Annotated in this window: 16 protein-coding genes; 9 read left to right on the plus strand and 7 right to left on the minus strand. The window is 61.3% G+C overall.

All coding sequences use genetic code 11. From position 1 onward, the window contains the following. Positions 1–17: 17 nt before the first annotated feature. Positions 18–1388: a multicopper oxidase family protein gene (locus SM764_RS20820; RefSeq protein ID WP_369002654.1), complete on the minus strand. Its 1371-nt coding sequence runs from the start codon at positions 1386–1388 to the stop codon at positions 18–20. A gap of 153 nt (positions 1389–1541) precedes the next feature. Here SM764_RS20820 and crcB point away from each other — a divergent pair, with 153 nt between their 5' ends. The 8 genes from crcB to SM764_RS20860 all read left to right on the plus strand — a co-directional run bounded on the left by crcB (position 1542) and on the right by SM764_RS20860 (position 9050). Then, positions 1542–1922, plus strand: coding sequence for a fluoride efflux transporter CrcB (gene crcB, locus SM764_RS20825; protein ID WP_065271442.1), 381 nt, complete (start codon positions 1542–1544; stop codon positions 1920–1922). Next, on the plus strand, positions 1919–2965 hold the full coding sequence (locus SM764_RS20830) for an RluA family pseudouridine synthase (protein ID WP_369002655.1): 1047 nt from the start codon (positions 1919–1921) through the stop codon (positions 2963–2965). Before crcB ends, SM764_RS20830 begins: the two co-directional genes overlap by 4 nt. Then, entirely contained in the window at positions 2962–3630 is a 669-nt protein-coding gene (locus SM764_RS20835; RefSeq protein WP_369002656.1) for an HAD-IA family hydrolase, read from the plus strand. The genes SM764_RS20830 and SM764_RS20835 overlap by 4 nt, the downstream gene beginning before the upstream one ends. A gap of 4 nt (positions 3631–3634) precedes the next feature. Then, on the plus strand, positions 3635–4342 hold the full coding sequence (locus SM764_RS20840) for an ATP12 family chaperone protein (RefSeq protein ID WP_274834279.1): 708 nt from the start codon (positions 3635–3637) through the stop codon (positions 4340–4342). Positions 4343–4589: 247 nt separating this feature from the next. Next, positions 4590–5606, plus strand: coding sequence for an amino acid ABC transporter substrate-binding protein (locus SM764_RS20845; protein ID WP_065273588.1), 1017 nt, complete (start codon positions 4590–4592; stop codon positions 5604–5606). Between the two features lie 129 nt (positions 5607–5735). Then, positions 5736–6968 (plus strand): amino acid ABC transporter permease, encoded by a 1233-nt coding sequence (locus SM764_RS20850; RefSeq protein ID WP_369002657.1) that lies wholly within the window; start codon positions 5736–5738, stop codon positions 6966–6968. A gap of 3 nt (positions 6969–6971) precedes the next feature. Next, entirely contained in the window at positions 6972–8270 is a 1299-nt protein-coding gene (locus SM764_RS20855; RefSeq protein WP_274834283.1) for an amino acid ABC transporter permease, read from the plus strand. Between the two features lie 30 nt (positions 8271–8300). After that, a complete protein-coding gene (locus SM764_RS20860) occupies positions 8301–9050 on the plus strand; it encodes an amino acid ABC transporter ATP-binding protein (RefSeq protein WP_082996035.1) in 750 nt (249 codons plus the stop codon). Positions 9051–9118: 68 nt separating this feature from the next. Here the strand turns inward: SM764_RS20860 and SM764_RS20865 are convergent, their stop codons facing one another. The 3 genes from SM764_RS20865 to argB all read right to left on the minus strand — a co-directional run bounded on the left by SM764_RS20865 (position 9119) and on the right by argB (position 11259). Continuing rightward, positions 9119–9616, minus strand: coding sequence for a SixA phosphatase family protein (locus SM764_RS20865; RefSeq protein WP_369002658.1), 498 nt, complete (start codon positions 9614–9616; stop codon positions 9119–9121). Then, entirely contained in the window at positions 9613–10287 is a 675-nt protein-coding gene (locus SM764_RS20870; RefSeq protein WP_369002659.1) for a ferredoxin, read from the minus strand. The genes SM764_RS20865 and SM764_RS20870 overlap by 4 nt, the downstream gene beginning before the upstream one ends. Positions 10288–10398: 111 nt before the next feature. After that, positions 10399–11259 carry an acetylglutamate kinase gene (argB, locus tag SM764_RS20875; RefSeq protein ID WP_065271433.1) on the minus strand — a complete coding sequence of 287 codons (861 nt, stop codon included), beginning with the start codon at positions 11257–11259 and terminating at the stop codon, positions 10399–10401. Positions 11260–11380: 121 nt separating this feature from the next. Between argB and SM764_RS20880 the strand changes: the two genes are divergently transcribed. Beyond that, positions 11381–12109, plus strand: coding sequence for an SDR family NAD(P)-dependent oxidoreductase (locus tag SM764_RS20880; RefSeq protein WP_065271432.1), 729 nt, complete (start codon positions 11381–11383; stop codon positions 12107–12109). Between the two features lie 15 nt (positions 12110–12124). On the opposite strand, the gene yihA is transcribed toward SM764_RS20880, so the two are convergent. The 3 genes from yihA to yidC are packed head-to-tail and all read right to left on the minus strand — an operon-like array spanning position 12125 to position 15335. Then, positions 12125–12775, minus strand: coding sequence for a ribosome biogenesis GTP-binding protein YihA/YsxC (yihA, locus tag SM764_RS20885; protein WP_065271431.1), 651 nt, complete (start codon positions 12773–12775; stop codon positions 12125–12127). After that, the gene (locus SM764_RS20890; protein WP_369002660.1) at positions 12775–13527 is read right to left on the minus strand and encodes an MOSC domain-containing protein; all 753 of its coding nucleotides are present in this window, start codon (positions 13525–13527) and stop codon (positions 12775–12777) included. The genes yihA and SM764_RS20890 overlap by 1 nt, the downstream gene beginning before the upstream one ends. Then, positions 13524–15335: a membrane protein insertase YidC gene (yidC, locus tag SM764_RS20895; RefSeq protein WP_368948764.1), complete on the minus strand. Its 1812-nt coding sequence runs from the start codon at positions 15333–15335 to the stop codon at positions 13524–13526. Before yidC ends, SM764_RS20890 begins: the two co-directional genes overlap by 4 nt. Between the last annotated feature and the right edge of the window lie 104 nt (positions 15336–15439).

The raw sequence follows: 15439 nt of genomic DNA on the forward strand, positions 1-15439 counted from the left end.
GTGACGGGCGGATCAGGTCAGGCGGTGACCTCGACCCAGGTGCCCATGCCCGCCGCGTGATGCGATAGCATATGGCAATGCAGCAGCCATTTGCCGGGGTTGTGGGCGTTGAATGCGACGGTCCGCGTCTCCCCGCGCATCATCAACAGCGTATCGCGCAGGGGACCAAGCCCGCCGCCCGGCAGGACTTCGGCAAAATGCATGCCGTGCAGATGCATTGCATGGGGAAAGGCGGTGTCGTTGACCATGGTGAGTTTGACCGTCTCGCCAATGGACGCGCGTACAAGCGGGGCGTTCGGTCGGCCGACCACGCCATTCAGCGCCCAGAATTGACCCGCCTGCGCTAGCGAGCGCATGCCTTGCGTCTCTCCCTGCCACTCAGCGGCCCGCATGCCGCCCATGGCGCCGCCCTCCATGCGCAGGGTCGCACTGCGCGCATTGCCGAGGGTGATCGCATGGTCCGGGTTGGGTGGGAGCGGTGCGGGCATGTTGCGGGTGCTCTTGGTCCCGGCAGAGACCGGAAAGCTCGCCTGCGCGTAACCGCCATCGCGTTCGAACTGCACCAGAAAGGCATCCTCGCCCGCGTCGGCCGTCACATCGACGATCAGGTCGATCCGCTGCGCGGGTGCCAGCAGCAGTTGGTCGGGGATATCTTCCGGCGCTGTCAGAGGCATGCCGTCATAAGCCATGATCCAACCTGTCAGCCCCTGCAGCCCAAGGGCAAAGATCCGGGCATTGGCGCTGTTGATCAGCCGCAGGCGCAGCCGGTCGCCCTGCTGCACGGGGTAGCGCGCCTCGATCTGGCCGTTGGTCAGCATCACATTGCCCATGCGCCCGGCGTGGGACATGTCGTGGGGGTGGTCGAACACCGGGTCCACCGCCGCATCCTGCATGAGGCGGATGTCATCCAGTATCAGCACAAGATCCTGATCCACATCGGGGGCGTCGTGTTCGGCCACGATCAGTGGGCCCTGAATGCCGCGCTCCACCTGTTCGACCGACTGGGCGTGGGAATGGTACCAATAGGTCCCGGCATCGGGCAGGGCGAAATCATAGGTAAACTCTGCGCCCGGCGCGATGGGATCCTGCGTCAGCCCCGGTACGCCGTCCATGGCGTTTTCGATGCGGATGCCGTGCCAGTGCATCGAGGTTTCTTGCGGCAGCCCGTTGTTGACCTGAACCTTTAGCCGGTCCCCTTGCCTGGCCTGGAGGGCCGGTCCCGGCATGCTGCTGTTCACCCCCCAAAGATCTGTCTTGCCGTATTGCACGGGCGCGATCTGTTGCTGCAGGGGCGCCAGCACAAGCTGAACCTGCGCCGCGGCCCAGCCACTGCGGGGCAAAAGCGGCAGCGCGGCAAGGCTGGCGAGAAAGGAACGGCGAGATGGCATAAGGGTCTCCTCCCAGTGGATGGCTGACAAACTAAGGGGGCGTGCAGGTCTGACAAGACATCCACCCACTGGAAGGTTGGCATGAATTTTGCGCTTGGCCGCTTTGCGCGTTGAAAACTTGACATCCGTGGCCCACCGCGCGACAGACCGCGCATGTATCTCACCGTTCTATATGTCGCCCTTGGCGGCGCCCTTGGGGCCGCCTGCCGCTATCTGACCGGGCTTGGCGTGGTCCGACTGTTCGGCCATGGCGATTTTCCCTTGGCGATCATCACCGTCAACGTGATCGGTTCCTTCATCATGGGGGTCTTTGCTGTCACCGCCGCGCACAAGGGGCTGACCCATCTCAGCCCTTTTGTGATGACTGGCATGCTGGGCGGCTTCACGACCTTCTCGGCCTTCTCGCTTGAGACGGCGAATATGATCGAACGGGGTGCAATGGGTCAGGCGGCTCTCTATATTGTGCTGTCTGTGGGACTGTCTGTTGGCGGTCTGTTTTTGGGCCTGATGGCCGCCAGAGGAGTTTTCGCATGAGCGGCGTTCAGACAATCACCGTCACCGAAGAGGATGCGGACCAGCGCGTGGACCGCTGGCTGCGGCGCCTGTTCCCACATGTCAGCCAGGGCCGCATCGAGAAGATGTGCCGCAAGGGTGAGCTTCGCATTGACGGTGGCCGGGTCAAGGCCAGCACCCGTGTTGAGGCCGGGCAGTCCGTGCGCGTGCCGCCGCTGCCGTCGGCCGACCACCAGCCGATCACGCCGGAAAAGCGGCGGATCTCGGATGCGGATGCCAAGATGATCCGCGATTGCGTGATCTACAAAGACGATGATGTCATCGTGCTGAACAAGCCCCACGGGCTGGCAGTGCAGGGCGGCAGTGGCACCACCAAACACGTGGATGGCCTGTCCGAGGCTCTGCGCTTTGGCTATGATGAAAAGCCCCGACTGGTGCACCGGCTGGACAAGGATACCTCGGGTGTACTGGTTCTGGCGCGAACGCGGGCAGCCGCGCAGGCGCTGACCGCCGCCTTCCGCCATCGCAACACGCGCAAGATCTACTGGGCGCTGGTTGCCGGCGTTCCGACGCCGTACCTGGGCGAAATCAAGGCGGGTCTTGTAAAGGCGGGCGGTCATGGCCGCAGCGGCGAAGGCGAAAAGATGATCGCGGTGCATCCTTCCGAGATCGACAACACGCCGGGCGCCAAGCGGGCACATACCTTTTATGCCACGCTCTACCGGGTGGCGGGGCGCGCCTCCTGGGTGGCGATGGAGCCGGTCACGGGCCGTACCCACCAGCTACGCGCGCATATGGCCGAGATCGGCCACCCGATTGTCGGCGATGGCAAATACGGCGGCTCGGGTCAGGAAAACCTGGGCGACGGCTGGGGCGCGCAACTGGGCGGCATCATCAGCAAGAAACTGCACCTGCATTGCCGCCGGATGGCGTTTGAGCATCCGGTGACGAAAAAGCAGATCTCGGTTACCGCAGAGCTGCCCGAGCACATGAAACACAGCTGGGACACCTTTGGCTGGACCGAGGATCTGGCGGCGGAGGATCCGTTCGAGGGCCTCCTATGAGTACCCCGCTGCGGCTGGTACTGTTCGATGTGGATGGCACCCTTGCCGATAGTCAGGCAGCCATCACCAGCGCGATGAGCGCGGCCTTTGCGACGGTCGATTTGCCCGCACCTTCGCGCGATGCGGTCCTGTCGATCGTCGGGCTGTCGCTGCCGCAGGCTATGGCGCAGCTGGCGCCCGAGGCGGGAACAACGGCACAGGCTGCGTTGGTGGATGGCTACAAGCAGGCTTATATGTCGGCGCGCCAGGCTGCAGGGGCGGGGCACTCGCCGCTGTTTCCGGGCGCACGGGAGGCTTTGGACGCCCTGCACGCGGTGCCCGAATACCTGTTGGGTGTCGCGACCGGGAAATCACAGCGGGGCCTCGATGCGCTGATCGCGGCGCATGATCTGGACTGTTTCGTGACCCGGCAGGTGGCCGATCACCACCCGTCCAAACCGCATCCCTCGATGGTGCTGACGGCGCTCGCTGAAACCGGAGTGGACGCGCGCCATGCGGTGATGATCGGCGATACCAGCTTTGATATGGATATGGGCCGCGCGGCTGGGGTCACCACCATCGCGGTGGACTGGGGTTATCACCCGGCAGAGCGGCTGCAGGCAGACCATATGATCGGCAGTTTTACCGAGTTGGAACCGCTGCTAGAGAAGATCTGGAAGGCATAAGACAATGAGCGAATGGGCACCGAAACGATTCTGGAAAGCGACGGCAATCGCCGAGACGGATGACGGCTATACCGTCGAGCTGGACGGGCGCCGGGTCAAAACCCCGGCGAAGGCGCTGCTTGAAGTCCCCTCGCAGCAGATGGCCGAAGCCATCGCAGCGGAGTGGGACGCGCAGACCGAATCGGTCAATCCCGCCACCATGCCTTTTACCCGCTCGGCCAATGCTGCCATCGACAAGGTGACCCATCAGCACGCCGAAGTGGCTGATATGCTGGCTGAATATGGCGATTCCGATTTGCTGTGCTACCGGGCCGATAGCCCGAAGGAACTGGTCGCCCGTCAAGCCGAGGAATGGGATCCGGCGCTCGACTGGGCGCATGAGGCGCTGGGCGCACGCTTGCATCCGCGCAGCGGTGTTCTTCATCAGCCGCAGGATGCGGCCACTATTGCTGACCTGCGCGCCCGGGTGCATGGGATGACCCCATTTCAGCTCGCTGGGTTTCACGATCTCGTGGGGATGTCGGGGTCTCTGATCCTGGGCTTTGCTGCCGCTATGGACTGGCGCGACGCCGAGGAGATCTGGCAGTTGTCCCGGCTAGATGAACGCTGGCAGGAAGAGCAGTGGGGCGTCGATGAAGAGGCGCAAACCACAGCAGAACTGAAGCGTGATTCTTTTTTGCACGCTAAACGGTTCTACGATTTCTCGGGTTGAGACAGCCGCCGGGATAGGACGTGAGACAGGAAATATCACAGCGGGACGGTTGAGCGAAAAATTTTAACAATCGCCCCCCTGTTCGCTATGCGTCCATCGAATTTGGTGATCCAACCCTTGACGTTTGTTTATGAATCCGCCCAAACTTCCCTGTGATTTAGGTGTTTTCCCTAGATCCCGTCGTTCCGGTATGGCTAACGGCGGAAAAAAACCACCTGTACAGGTGGAACATCAGGAAGAGGTAAAAATGAACAAATCCGTATTTTTGGGCGCGCTGACCGTGGCCGGGATTGCAGCTGGTGCAGCTGCTGCCGGTACGCTGGACGATGTGAAAGCCCGCGGCAAACTGAACTGCGGCGTCACCACCGGTCTGGTCGGTTTTGCTGCTCCGAATGCGAATGGGGAATGGGAAGGTTTTGACGTCGCCGTCTGCCGCGCTGTTGCTGCGGCCACTCTGGGCGACTCGACCGCTGTTGAATTCGTGCCGACCACCGGCAAAACCCGCTTCACGGCTCTGGCCTCGGGTGAAATCGACATGCTGGCGCGTAACACCACCTGGACCTTTTCGCGCGACGTTGATCTGAAGTTCGAATTCACCGGCGTGAACTACTACGACGGTCAGGGCTTCATGGTTCCCAAGGACCTGGGTGTTTCCTCGGCGAAGGAACTGGACGGCGCAACCGTCTGCATCCAGACCGGTACCACCACCGAGCTGAACCTGGCGGACTTCTTCCGCTCGAACAACATCAGCTACGAGCCGGTTCCGATCGAAACCAACGCCGAAGCACAGCAGCAGTATCTGGCTGGCGCCTGTGACGTTTACACCACCGACGCATCCGGCCTGGCCGCGACCCGCGCAACCTTTGACGATCCGGCAGGCCACGTGCTGCTGCCCGAGATCATCTCCAAAGAGCCGCTCGGTCCGCTTGTCCGCCACGGCGACAACGAATGGGGCGACGTGGTCCGCTGGACCCTCAACGCTCTGATCACCGCCGAAGAGCTGGGCGTGACCTCGGCCAACCTGGCTGAAATGTCCGCAGGCACCAACAACCCCGAAATCAACCGTCTGCTGGGCACCGAAGGTACCCTGGGCGAGATGCTGGGTCTGTCGGCTGACTGGGCCAAGAACGCAATCGCCGCTGGCGGTAACTACGGTGAAGTCTTCGCCAAGAACATCGGTGAAGACACCCCGATCGGTCTGGCCCGTGGTCTGAACGCACAGTGGACCGAAGGTGGTCTGCTGTACTCGCCGCCGTTCCGGTAAGCACAAAACGGAGAGGGCGCAGGACATCCTGCGCCCTTTTCCTATCTGAAAAAAATGAGCTTCGGATTTCTGCGGAGCAGGGGAAAACCCTGCCGGGACACAGATCTGTAGCCTCGGGGATCTCTTTACATGTCAACTCTCTCTGACCCTCCACAGGACGGGTTCCGGCTGTCTATGTTGATCAACGATACCCGCTATCGTTCATTGACCTTTCAGGCGATTGCCGCGCTCCTGCTTGCACTTTCGATCTGGTATCTGGGGAATAACCTGATCCAGAACCTGCGCGCCGCGGGCCTCAACATCTCTTATGACTTTCTGGGCAATCCCGCCGGCTATGATATCAACCAGCGGCTTGTCGAATATGACAACCAGGACAGCCACGGGCGTGCCGCCCTTGTGGGCGTTCTGAATACGCTTCTGGTTGCTTTCCTTGCCTGCGTTACGGCGACGATTTTCGGCGTGATCGCCGGCGTTCTGCGCCTGTCCAACAACTGGCTCGTCTCCAAGCTGATGGCGATCTACGTCGAGATCTTCCGCAACATTCCGGTTCTGATCTGGATCATCATCATCTTTACGATCATGACCGCCGTATTGCCGGGACCGCGGGCCTTCCGCGGTGACAATCCGGATTCGACGATGCTGCTGGATCTCTTCGCCTTCACCAACCGGGGTGTCTACATTCCGATGCCGTGGTTCGAGAGCGGTCTGTTTGCTTCCACCGCCCTCAATTGGGTTCTGGTGCTGGCGGTTCTGATCGGCTCGCTGTTCGTCACCCGCCGGATCGAGACCTGGGCGACCGCGAAACAGGAAGCCACCGGCGTGCGCCCCAAGACGCTGCTGATGGTGCTGGGCGTCTGGCTGGTGCCATTCATCCTGCTGATGCTCATCATGGGGCTGACCTGGGAAGTTCCCGCACTCAAAGGGTTCAACTTCCAGGGCGGTATCAAGATCGGCGGTCCGCTGATCGCACTGTGGTTCGCACTTTCGATCTACACCGGTGCCTTTATCGCCGAGAACGTGCGGGCAGGGATCCAGGCGATCTCCAAGGGCCAGACCGAAGCGGCGGCCGCGCTGGGACTGCGGCCCGGACGCATCATGAACCTGGTGATTCTGCCTCAGGCGCTGCGGGTGATCATTCCGCCGCTGATTTCGCAGTATCTCAACATCACCAAGAACTCCTCGCTGGCGATCGCCGTGGGCTATGCGGATATCACCGCGACCCTGGGCGGCATTACCCTCAACCAGACCGGACGCGCGATCGAATGCGTGCTCCTGTTGATGCTGTTCTATCTCACGGCATCGCTGGTCATCTCGATGGTGATGAACATCTACAACGCCTCCGTGAAGCTGAAGGAGCGCTAAGCCATGAGTGACAAGACAACCCATCAGATTGCCTTTGTCGCCGAAGGCACCATTCCGCCCTCACCGCCGCCTGCCAGTCAGGCTGGCGTGGTCAGGTGGCTGCGGGAAAATCTGTTCTCCAGCATTCCCAACGGGATCCTGACCCTTGTGGCGCTGACCCTGATCTACATGATCCTGCAGAACACCGTGCCCTGGCTGGTGAATGGCGTGTGGACGACCAACTCGCTGAATGAGTGCCGCGAGGTTCTGGATGGCAAGGTCGGGGCCTGTTTCTCGGTTCTGACCGAACGCTGGCACCAGCTTCTTTACGGGTTCAAATACCCGGCAGAGTTCTACTGGCGCCCGAACCTGGCGCTGGTTCTGCTGCTGGTGGCGATTGCGCCAGTACTGTTCTTCGATTTGCCCCGTAAGATGCTGATCTTCACCGCGCTCTATCCCTTTATTGCCTTCTGGCTGATCTGGGGTGGCACAATCATGGCGCCGATCCTGGCCCTTCTGGGGTTCATCGTTGGCGGCGTGGTGTTCCAGATCTATGGACGGGGTTCCTTCGCCGCGGGCTTCTTTGGTGGCATTGCTGCAGCCCTGATCATCTGGTGGCTGGGCAGCTTGCTGATCCCCGAAGGGGCGTCGGACAATGCGATGCTGCCAGCGGTGCCTTCGCGTGACCTGGGTGGCTTCATGCTGAACCTGATGCTGGGTGTGACCTGCGTGTCGCTGTCCCTGCCGCTGGGCATTGCCCTGGCGCTGGGCCGTCAGTCTGACATGCCGCTGATCAAATGGATCTGCGTGGTCTTCATCGAGTTCGTGCGCGGTGTGCCGCTGATCACGCTGCTGTTCGTGGCGTCGGTGATGCTGGCCTATTTCTTCCCGCCTGATGCCACGGTGGACCTGTTCCTGCGTGTGGTCATCATGATCACCATGTTCTCCGCGGCCTATATCGCCGAGGTGATCCGTGGTGGTCTCGCGGCCCTGCCCAAAGGGCAGTATGAGGCGGCGGATTCGCTGGGGCTCGATTACCCGCAGGCAATGCGTCTGATCATCCTGCCGCAGGCGCTGAAGATCTCGATCCCGGGCATCGTCAACGTGGCCGTGGGCCTGTTCAAGGATACCACGCTGGTGTCGGTCATTTCGATGTTCGACCTGGTGGGCATGATCCGCGGACCGATCCTCGCTTCGACCGAATGGAATGGCGTCTACTGGGAGCTTCTGGGCTTCGCTGCCGCTCTGTTCTTTGTCGTCTGCTACGGCATCTCACAATACTCGCAATGGCTGGAACGCCGCCTTGCGACCGATCACCGATAAGGAGGCCAAGACATGACTGGCACTTCACAAATGCAGGTATCCGACAAAGTCGCGATCACCATTGATGGAATGAACAAGTGGTACGGCTCCTTTCACGTGCTGCGCGATATCAACCTGACGGTCTATGAGGGCGAACGGATCGTAATTTGCGGCCCGTCTGGCTCTGGTAAATCGACACTGATCCGCTGCATCAACGCGCTGGAAGAACACCAGCAGGGGTCGATCACCGTGGATGGCACGCTGCTGTCGTCGGATCTGAAGAACATCGACAAGATTCGGTCCGAGGTTGGCATGTGCTTTCAGCACTTCAACTTGTTCCCGCATCTGACCATTCTGGAAAACTGCACGCTGGCGCCGATCTGGGTTCGCAAGACGCCCAAGAAGGAAGCCGAAGAGCGGGCGATGCATTTCCTTGAAAAGGTCAAGATCCCCGATCAAGCCAACAAGTTCCCGGGCCAGCTGTCCGGTGGTCAGCAGCAGCGTGTGGCGATCGCGCGCTCCCTTTGCATGATGCCGCGCATCATGCTGTTCGATGAGCCGACCTCGGCGCTTGACCCCGAGATGATCAAAGAGGTGCTCGACACCATGATCGAACTGGCGGAAGAGGGCATGACCATGCTTTGCGTGACCCACGAGATGGGTTTTGCCCGTCAGGTGGCGAACCGGGTTATCTTCATGGATGCGGGTCAGATCGTTGAGCAGAATGAGCCGGAAGCCTTCTTCAACAACCCGCAAAGCGAACGTACCCAGCTCTTCCTGAGCCAGATCCTGGGTCACTGATCTTCCCGATCATTGCGCCAATAAGAAACCCGCCGGATATTCCGGCGGGTTTTTCTTATTGTGGGGGCTCAGGCGCCCAGAAGTTCGCGTGGCACGATGAAATCCACCACCTTGCCGCTGCCCCAGGTCAGATCGCTCCAGCGGTCGATGTCAAAGCGGGCGATCAGCGTGGCGCCGGTGGGGTAGTCGTCAAATCGCGAATGGTCTGGCGGATGGCTTACGATGGCATGGGCAAATGCGGCAATGCCCGGGTTGTGGCACAGGATCATGGTTCGCGGATGTTCGGCCTGTTTCAGAACCTCAAAGATGATCTCCGGGCTGGCGTGGAACAGCCGTTCGGTAAAGATAGTCGGTGCGAAGAGATCCATCAGCTGATAGGTTTCCCGCGTGCGCTGCGAAGAGGAAGAAAGCACCTGTCCCGGCAACTGATCGATGTCCCGCAGCCAGTCGCCCAATGCCTTGGCCGAGGCGCGGCCCCGTTTGTTCAGGGGGCGGGCATGGTCGCTGGGGGCGCTGGTGTCCCAGGCGGATTTAGCGTGGCGGGTCAGAATAAGTGTGCAGGTCATGTCTTGTGAAAATAGCTCATGTGATGGGCCGATTGCACCGGGTCGCGACCGGCCCCCTGGCTGAGGGGGCAGGCAAGCCGGGCAAGGCAGCCGTTTTCAAGGCAAGGAGCGCCCTCCGGGGTGTCCAGATGGCTGTGACAGCCGGTAACACCGTAGGGGCCACCCGCCACCAACGCCTGTACCGGGCAGGTGCTGAGGCAGGGTCTGGCCACGCAGCTGTCGCAGGGGGACTGCGCCAGAGGAGGCGGTGGTAGATCGATCTCCTGCTGCAAGTGAAGCGCTCCCCGGTACGAGATCATCATGCCAACCGTATCATGGACCAGCATGTGCGACGGGGATGTGAAAGCCCGCCCCGAGGCCAGCGCCCAGTTGATGAAGGGCGTATAGGGCGGCCCGCCAAAGGGGTAGTGGGCGGTGGCTCCGGTATCTGTCGCCAAGGCGTCGATGACCCGCTCAGACCAGCGGTCCAGCGGATCGTCCGCAGCATCTCTGAACTCCGGCGCGCCGGTGATGCGGGGCCAGCATTCCGGCCCCAGAAGGCCTAGGAGGACCAGGGTACCGCCCGACAGGCCCTGAACTGGGCTATGGCGCGGGTGTAGGGCGCCAAGCACAGCAAGGTCGCGGTGTTTGGCGGCGCGCTCGATCTCCTGATAGCTGGGTGCGGATGTCATAGGCTTCCCTGGGTGATGGTAGCCAAATGTAGCCTCTGGACCCGTGATCCCAAAGAAAAACCGCCCGGGGGAGGGGCGGTTTCAATACTGTCTTGATGTCACCCGTGCGGGTTAGGCCCGGATCATCGACCCGGCGCCATGATCGGTGAACAGCTCCAGCAGCACCGCATTCGGCACCCGTCCATCGACGATGGTGCAGGCCCGGACACCGTTTCGGACCGCTGACAGGGCGGTTTCCGTCTTCGGGATCATGCCGCCTGCGATGACGCCTGCCTTTGTCATTTCCTCGACATCAGCGGCCTTCAGCTCGGTAACCACTTCGCCGCTGGCGTTTTTCACGCCGGACACATCCGTCAGCAGCAGCAGGCGATCAGCGTTGAGGGATTCGGCAATCGCCCCGGCGGCGGTGTCGCCGTTGATGTTGAAAGTCTCGCCATTGCGGCCCGCGCCGATCGGAGCGATGACAGGAATGATGTCATTCTCGAACAGGTGGTGCAGCACCGCTGGATTCATTTCTACCGGTGTGCCGACGAATCCCAGATCCGGGTTGGTCTCTTCGCAGGTGATCAGATCCGCGTCCTTGCCTGACAGGCCAACACCCATACCGCCCTGTGCATTGATCGCCTGCACGATGCGTTTGTTGACCAGACCGGACAGGACCATTTCGACCACTTCCATCGTGGCCTTGTCGGTGACCCGCTTGCCGTTGACGAACTCGGATTTGATCTGAAGCTTGTCCAGCATTGCGTTGATCATTGGACCGCCGCCATGCACGATGACCGGGTTCACTCCGACCTGTCGCATCAGCACGATATCGCGGGCAAAGGTTTCCATGGCCTCGTCGCTGCCCATGGCGTGTCCGCCGAGCTTGATCACGACGATGGCACCGTCATAGCGCTGCATATAGGGCAGGGCGCTGGACAGTGTCTCGGCGGTTGCAATCCAATCGCGGTTCATATCTTGCTTCTTCATGGCTGGGTCCCTCTGGCAAGTGGTGTTACGCGGTTCTGCGCCCTGTGCCAAGTGCGCCGTTGCAGCGCGGTGCGGGAATGATAGGGTCAGGCCGTAGAGCCCTCAGACCGGAACCCACCCAATGAGCCAGAAGACCCTTTTGCTGACCGGAGCCAGCCGCGGCATTGGCCATGCCACCGTGCGGCATTTCAATGCCGAAGGCTGGCGGGTGATCACCTGTTCCCGCCACCCGTTTCCGCAGGAATGTCCCTGGGGCGGCGGAGAAGAGAATCACGTGCAACTGGACCTGTCGGACCCCTCGGACACCATTAATGCGGTTGGGGTCATTCAGGAGCGTCTGAACGGGCGGCTGGATGCACTGGTCAATAATGCGGGGATTTCCCCCAAAGGGCCGGATGGCGAACGGCTGAACACGCTCGACACTGATCTGATGACATGGGGCAAGGTGTTCCACGTCAATTTCTTTGCCTCGGTGGTGCTGGCGCGGGGGTTGAAGGATGAACTGGCAGCCGCCAAGGGCTCCGTGGTCAACGTGACCTCAATCGCGGGCAGCCGGGTGCATCCCTTCGCCGGGGCGGCCTATGCCACGTCAAAGGCTGCCTTGGCAGCACTGACGCGGGAGATGGCGCATGACTTCGGCCCGCTCGGCGTGCGGGTCAATGCCATCGCGCCGGGAGAGGTGGAAACGGCAATCCTGTCACCGGGGACCGAACATATCGTGGAAAAACTGCCGATGCAGCGTCTGGGCCAGCCCGAGGAAGTCGCCTCTGCGATCTACTTCCTCTGCTCTGAAGGTAGCTCCTATATCTCCGGGGCGGAGATCGAGGTGAACGGTGCCCAGCACGTCTGACGGGCGCCGAACGGCTTAATCAATACCAGAGATGATCGACCGCAGCGTGGCGATTCCCTCGCCCTTTTCCGAAGAGGTCATCACGATTTCAGGATAGGCTGCCGGGTGTTTGGACAGGGCGCTACGTACCTGCTCCATCACCTTGTCCAGATCCTTCGCCTTGACCTTGTCGGCCTTGGTCATCACGCATTGGAAGGTGACCGCAGCACTGTCCAGCAGCGCCATGATCTCGTCGTCGACCTTCTTGATGCCGTGGCGGCTGTCGATCAGCACAAAGGCACGGCGCAGGGTCTGACGCCCGCTGAGATAGCGTTTCAGCAGTTTCTGCCATTTTTCGACCACCGCTAGCGGCGCATTGGCATAGCCATAGCCCGGCAGGTCGACGAGGTAGAGATCGGGACCTTGTGTGAAATAGTTGATCTCTTGCGTGCGGCCCGGGGTGTTGGAGGCCCGCGCCAGCCCCTTGGTGCCGGTCAGCGCATTGATCAGGCTGGATTTGCCTACGTTGGAGCGGCCGGCAAAGCAGACCTCGACCCGGTCGGCTTCGGGCAGGCCCGACATGGCGACCACGCCTTTCAGGAATTCGGACTGGCCAGCAAAGAGTTTGCGGCCCTTTTCGGCGGTTGCCTCGTCCGGCGCTTCGGCCAGGGAAAATTGCATTTGCATCAGAGCACCTTTACCAGATCGCCAAGGCGGATAGTTCCGCCGCGCACGACCTCTGCATAGACTGTAAAATCCTGATGGCCAAAGGCACTGTTCAGGGTCTTCAGCGTTTCGGCATCGCGTTCGCCGGTGGCCGGGTTGGCGGTTGTCGCCATGCAGCGGCGGGTGCGTTCGCGCACCGCAAAGACCGCTTCCCCGATCTGCACCTCACGACCGAGCCATTCGTTTTCCACCCAGGGCGTGCCCAGATCGAACCAGATGTTGCTGCGCCAGCGTTGTGGCGACAGCTCATGACCGATCGCCGCCTCGACCGCGCGGTGCGAGGCAAGGTTGCACAGCGACACCGAGGGGAAATCGGTGTCTGTCATGCCACGCCCCGGTACCCCAACGATACGCGCCGAGGCGGCGCGCTCTGCGGGCATCAGCGGGGCCACCCAATCAAGAAACCGGGGCAGGTCCTCTGCGGCGTCGGGGGCGAAGGTCAGTTCGCCCCGGCTGGGATGGCGCAGCGTGACGTGGCCGGTGGCCTCGTCGTAGCTGGCATCAATCGCCATCAGTTGCGGCGCCTTGGCGCCACGGCTGAAATTGGAACAGGGCACCCATGCGCTGCCATCGGCGGTAGAGGCCTCATGCGCCACCGCCCAAACACGATCGCCGGGCATGGTCTGCCCGGCGGTCAGTGTTACCGTTTCCAGCGCTTCCCGGCCGTGTGATTTGACCGGGTGGCGCCAGATTTCTGTAACGGTGTCTGTCATTTGTCTTCCGTCTTGGGGGCGCGTTTCATGCTGGATTTGATATTGCCAAACACGTCCGGTTTATACCCGTGGCTGCGCATGATCAGATACTGCTGCGTAAAGGTGATGGTGTTGTTCGCAATCCAGTAAACCACCAGGCCCGAAGCAAAACCGCCAAGCATGAACATGAACACCCAAGGCATCCAGGCAAAGATCATCTTTTGCGTCGGATCGGTGGGCGCCGGATTCAGTTTCTGCTGCAGCCACATGGACACACCCAGAAGGATGGGCAGGATCCCGATGAACACGGTGGCAAAGATGGTTCCGGGCTCGGGGCCAGAGAACGGCAGCAGGCCGAAGAGGTTCATTAGCGAGGTGGGATCGGGCGCGCTGAGGTCCTGGAAGGGACCAAAGAAGGCTGCGTGCCGCAGTTCCAGCGTGACGAAGATCACCTTGTAGAGCGAGAAGAAGATCGGGATCTGGATCAGGATCGGCAAGCAGCCCGCAGCGGGGTTCACCTTTTCCTTCTTGTAGAGCTCCATCATTTCTTTCTGGAGCTTCTGACGGTCGTCGCCTGCGCGCTCTTTCAGCTTTTCCATCTGCGGCTGAAGTTCCTTCATCTTCGCCATCGAGGCATAGGATTTATATGCCAGCGGGAAGACCAGGATCTTGATGAAGATGGTGAGGCCGATAATGGACCAGCCCATGTTGCCGATCATCGCGTGCAGCCAGTGCAGGACGGCAAAGATCGGTTTGGTCAGGAAGAAGAACCAGCCCCAGTCGATGCTGTCGAGGAAGCCTTCGATGCCGTCTTTTTGATAGCCACGGATGGTCGCCCATTCCTTGGCGCCGGAAAACAGCATGGTGGTGACTTCGCTGCTTTCGCCATCGGCGAGGGTCGCGGTCGGCAGCACGACGTCGGTCTGGTAGATCTCGCGCCGCTCGTCGTATTTCGCGATCGAGCGGAAGCCCTGACCGGGTTCGGGAATCAGCGTGGACATCCAGTAGTGGTCGGTGAAGCCGAGCCAGCCGTTGGATTCGACCTGCTTGACCTCGGCGCGCGATCCATCACGCGGATCGGGGTCGAAATCGGCCATGTCGCCATAATCGATTTCCGCCAGCTCTCCGTCGGCCATGCCGACGACGCCTTCGTGCAGGATGAAGAAGTTTTTCAGATTCGCAGGTTCGCCGTGACGCGCCAGGGTGCCATAAGGGGCCAGGGCCACGGTGGCGCCGCTGGCGTTCTGAACCGATTGGGTGACCGAGAACAGATAATCCTCATCCACTGCGACGGTACGGGTAAAGGTCAGGCCCTTGCCGTTGTCCCAGGTCAGGGTCACCGGGCTGTCCGGTGTCAGAACCTGGCCTTCGTCCGCAGACCAGACGGTATTGGCGCCCGGAACATCGTCAAAGCTAAGCCCGGTGCCCGGTGCCCAGCCATAAAGCGCGTAAAAGGCATTGTCCTCGCCCACCGGGGACAGGACCCGCACGATGTCGGAGTCCTCTGCCAGCTCGACGTGGTAGTCTTTCAGCGCCAAATCATCGATCCGCCCACCCTGAAGCGAGATACTGCCCGCCAGGCGCGGGGTATCGATGGTCAGGCGCGGAGCGTCGGGGGCCTGGGCCTCTTCGCTGGGCTGGGTGCTGACCGCGGTATCAGGCTGGGCTGCGCCGGGCGCAGCTGCCGTGTCTCCCGCAGGAGCCGTTTCATTCGCCACGGTTTCCGGAGCAGGCTCCGGTTCCGGCGGCGGGAAAAAGCTGTACCACCCAAGGATCACCAGGAAACTGAGTGCTGTTGCGAGAATGAGATTCTTGTTCTGATCGTCCATTGGGGACCGCCACCTCGTGCATGGAATGACAGGGTGTGGTTCAACAGAGGTGGACCCCAAAGGTCAAGCGGAATCCGGGAAAACAGGGGCGGCATTCCGCCCCC

It is taken from the genome of Pseudophaeobacter sp. 1A16562, assembly GCF_041008785.1.
In the GTDB taxonomy this organism is placed as follows: Bacteria; Pseudomonadota; Alphaproteobacteria; order Rhodobacterales; family Rhodobacteraceae; genus Phycobacter; species Phycobacter gallaeciensis_A.

Coding starts and splice junctions, on each gene's coding strand:
- SM764_RS20865 (WP_369002658.1), bottom strand. CDS start 9,616: ATGACCTGCACACTTATTCTGACCCGCCACGCTAAATCCGCCTGGGAC.
- SM764_RS20880 (WP_065271432.1), top strand. CDS start 11,381: ATGAGCCAGAAGACCCTTTTGCTGACCGGAGCCAGCCGCGGCATTGGC.
- SM764_RS20855 (WP_274834283.1), top strand. CDS start 6,972: ATGAGTGACAAGACAACCCATCAGATTGCCTTTGTCGCCGAAGGCACC.
- SM764_RS20835 (WP_369002656.1), top strand. CDS start 2,962: ATGAGTACCCCGCTGCGGCTGGTACTGTTCGATGTGGATGGCACCCTT.
- yidC (WP_368948764.1), bottom strand. CDS start 15,335: ATGGACGATCAGAACAAGAATCTCATTCTCGCAACAGCACTCAGTTTC.
- argB (WP_065271433.1), bottom strand. CDS start 11,259: ATGAAGAAGCAAGATATGAACCGCGATTGGATTGCAACCGCCGAGACA.
- SM764_RS20860 (WP_082996035.1), top strand. CDS start 8,301: ATGCAGGTATCCGACAAAGTCGCGATCACCATTGATGGAATGAACAAG.
- crcB (WP_065271442.1), top strand. CDS start 1,542: ATGTATCTCACCGTTCTATATGTCGCCCTTGGCGGCGCCCTTGGGGCC.
- SM764_RS20850 (WP_369002657.1), top strand. CDS start 5,736: ATGTCAACTCTCTCTGACCCTCCACAGGACGGGTTCCGGCTGTCTATG.
- SM764_RS20870 (WP_369002659.1), bottom strand. CDS start 10,287: ATGACATCCGCACCCAGCTATCAGGAGATCGAGCGCGCCGCCAAACAC.
- SM764_RS20820 (WP_369002654.1), bottom strand. CDS start 1,388: ATGCCATCTCGCCGTTCCTTTCTCGCCAGCCTTGCCGCGCTGCCGCTT.
- yihA (WP_065271431.1), bottom strand. CDS start 12,775: ATGCAAATGCAATTTTCCCTGGCCGAAGCGCCGGACGAGGCAACCGCC.
- SM764_RS20890 (WP_369002660.1), bottom strand. CDS start 13,527: ATGACAGACACCGTTACAGAAATCTGGCGCCACCCGGTCAAATCACAC.
- SM764_RS20840 (WP_274834279.1), top strand. CDS start 3,635: ATGAGCGAATGGGCACCGAAACGATTCTGGAAAGCGACGGCAATCGCC.
- SM764_RS20830 (WP_369002655.1), top strand. CDS start 1,919: ATGAGCGGCGTTCAGACAATCACCGTCACCGAAGAGGATGCGGACCAG.
- SM764_RS20845 (WP_065273588.1), top strand. CDS start 4,590: ATGAACAAATCCGTATTTTTGGGCGCGCTGACCGTGGCCGGGATTGCA.